Consider the following 5,610-nt stretch of genomic DNA (forward strand, 5'->3'; position numbering starts at 1 on the left):
CGCGCAGACCGAGGGTCCGCGGTGCCCCGTCCAGCAGCGCCACCATATTGATATTGAACACGCTCTGCATAACCGTGTGCTGGTAGAGATTATTCAGCACCACGTCGGCATTGGCATCCCGCTTGAGTTCAATGGCGATACGCATACCCGATTTGTCCGACTCGTCGCGCAGGTCACTGATGCCTTCCAGACGCTTTTCCTTGACCATCTCGGCGATGCGCTCAATGAGCTTGGCCTTATTCACCTGATAGGGCAGTTCGGTGACGATGATGCTCTGCCGGTTGGATTTTTTGTCCGTCTCGAACTCGCAGCGCGCGCGCATGACCACTCGGCCCCGCCCGGTGCGGTAGGCTTCGATACTGCCGGCACGGCCATGAATAAAGCCTGCCGTCGGGAAATCCGGCGCCGGGACCAAGGTAAACAAGTCTTCATCCGGGGTCTCGGGATCATCCACCAGCGCCAGACAGGCACTGATCACTTCCGTCAGATTGTGGGGCGGGATATTGGTCGCCATACCGACGGCAATGCCGGCGGAACCGTTGATCAGCAGGTTGGGGATACGCGCCGGCATGACCAGCGGTTCCATCTCCTTCTCATCGTAGTTGGGACCAAAATCGACGGTCTCTTTTTCCAGATCCGCCAGCATTTCGTGGGCGATGCGGGACATGCGCACTTCGGTATAGCGCATGGCGGCTGGACTGTCGCCATCCACCGAACCAAAGTTACCCTGCCCGTCGATGAGCGGGTAGCGCATGGAAAAGTCCTGCGCCATCCGCACCATCGTGTCATAGACGGCAGTGTCGCCGTGGGGATGGTATTTACCGATGACGTCACCGACAACACGCGCCGACTTCTTATAGGGCTTATTCCAGTCGTTGTTCATCTCGTGCATGGCGAAGAGCACACGACGATGCACTGGCTTGAGGCCGTCGCGGGCGTCGGGAAGGGCGCGGCCGACGATCACGCTCATGGCGTAATCGAGGTAAGACTGGCGCATCTCCTTTTCGAGACTGACAGGAATAGTTTCTTTGGCGAATTCGATCATGTGGAGACTGAGTACCCCTGATTATTTTTTCAACACGGCATTATGCCACAGCGGGGCTAAGCCTGCATGTGGCCAGCGGCCAGCGCCTGGAGCGCCGCCTGAAACCCCGGGCGCGCCACGCCACGCTCGGTGATAATGGCGGTGATCAGACTGGCGGGGGTGACATCAAAAGCCGGATTGCGCACTTCGACACCTTCTGGTGCCACCGCATGACCCGCACATTGCTGCACCTCGGCGGCGGGGCGCTCTTCGATAACGATACCGCCGCCATCGGGCATGGCGAAATCCACCGTACTCAAAGGCGCCGCGACATAGAAAGGAATCTGATGATATTGCGCCAGCACGGCGAGGCTGTAGGTGCCAATTTTGTTTGCCGCGTCGCCATTGGCGGCAATGCGGTCGGCACCAACGATCACCGCATGGATCAGGCCCTGTTGCATCAGATAGGCGGCGGCGCTGTCGGCATTGAGATGAAAGGGAATACCGTCCCTCTGCAACTCCCAGGCGGTGAGGCGCGCGCCCTGCAGCCAGGGCCTGGTTTCATCAGCATAGATATGGAGCTGCTTACCCGCAGAAATCCCTGCACGAATCACGCCCAGTGCCGTGCCGTATCCACCGGTCGCGAGGCTGCCGGTGTTGCAATGGGTCAGAATGACACCCTCTGCCGGCAAGAGCTCCGCGCCATAACGGCCCATACGCTGGTTATCGGCGATATCATCGCGGAGCAAGTCATGGGCGGCCTGTAAAAGCGCGGCGACGGCCTGCCCCGCGGTAGACGCCGATTGCGCCAATGCCAGTTGCCGGTCCGTCGCCCAGGCGAGATTCACCGCCGTCGGTCGCGCCGCCTTGATCTCGTCGGCGGCACTCAGCAGGCGTGCCTGCCAGTCCGCATGCGTGCTCGCCTCGCTCACGGCCAGTGCCATGGCATAAGCGGCGGTAATGCCGATTGCCGGGGCACCACGTACTACCATCTGCCGAATCGCCACCGCCACCGCGCGATAATCACTGAGCTTTAACCAGGTTTCCTGCTGCGGCAACAGTCTTTGATCGAGAAGGCAGAGCTGACCCTCCTCCCAACGGATGGCACGAATTTGGTCGGCACTGGACACATAATCCTCCTCGGCAAGATACCAGGTCAGTCGGAAGCGGAACACCGCAGTATGGTGTGCTCAATATACGGGCAGTTGAAAAGTCTGTAAAATGCGCCGGAACGTCCAGACCCCATGCTTCTGGGGCACTCCCGCTTTCACCATCAGGTCCACTCATGTCTTCTGCCAGCCTATACCCCATTCTTCGTCTGCGTCCCAAGGAGGATCGCCGCCTCCGCGCCGGTCACCTCTGGATTTACAGCAACGAAATCGACGTCCAGAAAACCCCCCTCACCGCCGTCACTCCAGGCAGTGTCTGCCGGATGGAAGACGCCCAGGGCAAGGCCCTGGGGCTCGCCCATGTTAATCCTCATACCCTGCTCTGTGCGCGCTTGTTGAGCCGTGACCCGCATGTCAGCATTGATGAGGGCTTTTATCGCACCCGCTTACAGCAGGCTTTGCTGATGCGGGAGCGCCTGTTTGGTGCGCCTTTTTACCGCCTGGTGCATGGTGAAGGCGATGGTTTGCCGGGCCTGATTATCGACCGCTATGAGGACCATCTGGTGCTGCAGGCAGGTAGTCTCGGCATGGATCGCGATTTGCCCCTGATCACGGCGGCTTTGCAGGGTCTGCTGCGCCCGGCGGGCATTTTGCTGAAGGCCGGCGGCGCGGCGCGGCGACTGGAAGGGCTGGAAGACCGCGTCGAAGTCCTCTTCGGGCATATCCCGGAGCGGCTGGAGGTTTGGGAAAACGACTGCCTGTTCCAGGTTGACCCGCGCGGCGGGCAAAAAACCGGCTGGTTTTATGACCATCGCGCCAATCGCCGCCGCTTGCGGGACTTTGCCCAAGGGCGCCGGGTGCTGGACTGCTTCGCCTATCTCGGTGGCTTTGCCATCCCCCTGGCCAAGGCCGGGGCAAGCGCCGTCACCGCTGTGGACAGTTCAGCACCGGCCCTGGCGATCCTCGAAGAAAACGCCCGACGCAACGAGGTTGAGGGCTTGCGCAGCATTCACGGCGATGCCATGGAGACGCTGCACAATTTACGCGACCGCGGTGAGCAGTTCGATCTCATCGTCCTTGATCCCCCGGCTCTGATCAAATCGAAGAAGGATTTCAAGGAAGGCAGCATCGCCTATCGCCGCTTTAACGATATGGCCATGCGTTTGCTGACCCCCGGCGGCATCCTGTTCTCGGCGTCCTGCTCGCATCACCTGAGCCGGGAAACGCTGCTCAGCCAGATCGCATTTGCCGCCCAGCGTGGGGACTACCAGATCATCGGTGAAGGCAGTCAGGATATGGATCACCCCGTTCACCCGGCGGTGCCCGAAAGCAACTACCTCAAGGGCTTCTTCATCCACCGTCGGGAAGAGTTACCCGAAGAGGCAGAAAAGACCGCCTGATCACCAAGCGCGTTGGATTCTTGTCGCCATGCCCGGTGACAGGTACAATCGCGCCCACGCCGGCGTAGCTCAGTTGGTAGAGCAACCGATTCGTAATCGGTAGGTCGGAGGTTCGACTCCTCTTGCCGGCACCAATTAGAACAAGGGTTTAGGCTTCAGCCTAAGCCCTTTTTCTTTGCCATATTGAATTTGCACCGCAATTGCACCACAGTCCGGTCTGGTTTACTCTCTCGTCAGGCACTCATTGTGGGGGACGATATGGCATCCATCACGCCAAGTTACGACCGGGAAGGGGAACACATCGGTTGGCAAGTAGCCGTCCGCAAAAAAGGATACCCGTCACAGTACAAAACCTTCCGCACAAGGAAGGAAGGCGAAGCATGGGCCAGCGTCACCGAGTCCGAGATGGTGCGCGGCGTCTGGCGGGATCGGTCGGAAGCAGAGAGCACTACGCTCAAGGAATGCCTTGATAGATACCTGGCAGAGGTCACACCGAAGAAAAAATCCAAGGGTGAGGGCTGGTACGTCAAAGCATGGATGACACGCCCCATCGCGTCCCGCTTCATGGCGTCGATCCGGGGGAAGGATCTGGCGTCCGAGATCAGGGCTATGGAACGCGAAGGCAAGAGCGCCAACCACTCCGCTTGCACCGTGCGGTCATCTCTAATTTGTTCAATGTCGCACGCCGTGAGTGGGGCATGGAATCCCTGGAAAATCCGGCGGACCTGGTGAACAACCCAAAATTGCCGCAAGGCAGAGATCGCCGCCTGGTAGATGACGAAGAAGAAAGGCTACTGGCCGCATGTGGTGAAGCGCGCAACCCGTGGCTACGCCCCCTAGTGGTCGTCGCGGTGGAAACCGCGATGCGGTCGGGTGAGATGGTGGAAACCTGGAAGCAGGACCCATCCGGTGCGCTGGATGCCGATGGAAAACACCTGCAAGTTAAGGTCAGCACCGGCTTGTTATGGGAAAATGTGGATCTGAAAAAGCGCACCGCACACCTGCCAAAAACCAAGAACGGCGACGCTCGCACGGTCCCCCTCTCCACTCGCGCTGTAGCAGCCCTGGACGCCCTGCCCCGCAATCTGGACGGGCGCGTGTTCGGGGTTACTTACGAGGGGATACATCAATCCTATGTACGCGCCTGCCGCCGTGCTGGTATCACCGGGCTGACCTTCCACGATTTGAGGCACGAAGCCACCAGCCGCCTCTTTGAGAAGGGCCTGAACCCCATGCAGGTGGCGGCCATCACCGGGCACAAGACCTTGCAGATGCTGAAAAGGTACACCCATCTGAGGGCTGAGGATCTGGCGAAGATGCTGGGATGAAGACTGCTTAATATTTTTGTCACGGCGGGGTAATACATGACCATCACGAAACAGGATTTAACCCTTCATCTATCGGACACCGTGGGCCTGCCCGCCAAAGACTGCGCGGCGCTGGTCAATACCTATCCCGCACCTCTGCGGGATCTGCTGATGCGCCTTACGCTCTCAGGACTTTTCCGGGCAAAGTGGACCGATCAAATTCACGAAGCGCGCCAAGACGTCGCCCCACTCTCCAAGCCCGATTAGTCCAGGTGATTATTCGCCAGCTCTCCCAGCGCGCGCACCTGCGGTTGCTCATGCCCCATCGCGAGCCACAGGTCATGGTTGGTCTGCATGGCAAGCCAGGCGCGGGCCGTGCTTACGCCGGACTTCTCCAGCCGAATCGCCAGGTCAGGGCTAATTCCAGCCCTACCGTTCAGCACGCGCGACAGGGCTACGCGGGACATGGACAGCCGCCTGGCTGCTTCCGTGACAGACAGCCCCAAAGGGGTCAGCACCTCATCCTTGAGGACCTCACCGGGGTGCGGGGGGTTGTACATCATGACTCACCTCCTAATGATAATCCTGGTAATCGACCAGTTCGACATCGGACCCGGCAAAGCGAAACGTGACCCGCCAGTTACCATTCACCCATACCGACCACTGCCCCAGCAGTCCGCCCTTGAGCGGGTGCAACTTGAACGAGGGCACATTCATGTCTTCCGGCCCCACAGCGACTTCCAGAAGCCCAAGAATATTTTGCAACTTCT

Annotated in this window: 8 protein-coding genes and 1 tRNA gene; 5 read left to right on the top strand and 4 right to left on the bottom strand. The window is 59.6% G+C overall.

Annotated features, from left to right (window positions below; genetic code table 11):
- On the bottom strand, positions 1–1,045 hold a 1,045-nt coding region (locus tag AC2VNK_RS04420), incomplete at its 3' end, for a DNA gyrase subunit A (RefSeq protein ID WP_486882958.1).
- 56 nt (positions 1,046–1,101) lie between these two features.
- Positions 1,102–2,154, bottom strand: coding sequence for an S-methyl-5-thioribose-1-phosphate isomerase (gene mtnA, locus AC2VNK_RS04425; RefSeq protein WP_486882959.1), 1,053 nt, complete (start codon positions 2,152–2,154; stop codon positions 1,102–1,104).
- 155 nt (positions 2,155–2,309) lie between these two features.
- On the opposite strand from mtnA, the gene AC2VNK_RS04430 reads away from it, so the two are divergent.
- From AC2VNK_RS04430 to AC2VNK_RS04450, 5 genes are all read left to right on the top strand, one after another.
- Positions 2,310–3,533: a class I SAM-dependent rRNA methyltransferase gene (locus AC2VNK_RS04430; RefSeq protein ID WP_486882960.1), complete on the top strand. Its 1,224-nt coding sequence runs from the start codon at positions 2,310–2,312 to the stop codon at positions 3,531–3,533.
- Positions 3,534–3,591: 58 nt separating this feature from the next.
- Positions 3,592–3,667, top strand: a tRNA-Thr gene (locus tag AC2VNK_RS04435).
- 124 nt (positions 3,668–3,791) lie between these two features.
- Complete coding sequence (locus AC2VNK_RS04440) at positions 3,792–4,265, top strand: hypothetical protein (protein WP_486882961.1); 474 nt, start codon at positions 3,792–3,794, stop codon at positions 4,263–4,265.
- Positions 4,232–4,861 carry a site-specific integrase gene (locus AC2VNK_RS04445; protein WP_486882962.1) on the top strand — a complete coding sequence of 210 codons (630 nt, stop codon included), beginning with the start codon at positions 4,232–4,234 and terminating at the stop codon, positions 4,859–4,861. Before AC2VNK_RS04440 ends, AC2VNK_RS04445 begins: the two co-directional genes overlap by 34 nt.
- 36 nt (positions 4,862–4,897) lie before the next feature.
- Complete coding sequence (locus AC2VNK_RS04450) at positions 4,898–5,107, top strand: hypothetical protein (RefSeq protein ID WP_486882963.1); 210 nt, start codon at positions 4,898–4,900, stop codon at positions 5,105–5,107.
- Here AC2VNK_RS04450 and AC2VNK_RS04455 read toward each other — a convergent pair.
- Complete coding sequence (locus AC2VNK_RS04455; protein WP_486882964.1) at positions 5,104–5,403, bottom strand: HigA family addiction module antitoxin; 300 nt, start codon at positions 5,401–5,403, stop codon at positions 5,104–5,106. The two genes, AC2VNK_RS04450 and AC2VNK_RS04455, sit on opposite strands and share 4 nt — an antisense overlap.
- 10 nt (positions 5,404–5,413) lie before the next feature.
- A partial coding sequence (locus AC2VNK_RS04460; protein WP_486882965.1) for a type II toxin-antitoxin system RelE/ParE family toxin occupies positions 5,414–5,610 on the bottom strand: 197 nt, incomplete at its 5' end.

Source organism: Acidithiobacillus sp. TH-A35, from assembly GCF_057473505.1.

Bases quoted from the DNA above. Each gene is read 5' to 3' on its own strand.
- AC2VNK_RS04430 (WP_486882960.1), top strand. From the start codon at position 2,310: ATGTCTTCTGCCAGCCTATACCCCATTCTTCGTCTGCGTCCCAAGGAG.
- AC2VNK_RS04445 (WP_486882962.1), top strand. From the start codon at position 4,232: ATGGAATCCCTGGAAAATCCGGCGGACCTGGTGAACAACCCAAAATTG.
- AC2VNK_RS04450 (WP_486882963.1), top strand. From the start codon at position 4,898: ATGACCATCACGAAACAGGATTTAACCCTTCATCTATCGGACACCGTG.
- AC2VNK_RS04455 (WP_486882964.1), bottom strand. From the start codon at position 5,403: ATGATGTACAACCCCCCGCACCCCGGTGAGGTCCTCAAGGATGAGGTG.
- AC2VNK_RS04440 (WP_486882961.1), top strand. From the start codon at position 3,792: ATGGCATCCATCACGCCAAGTTACGACCGGGAAGGGGAACACATCGGT.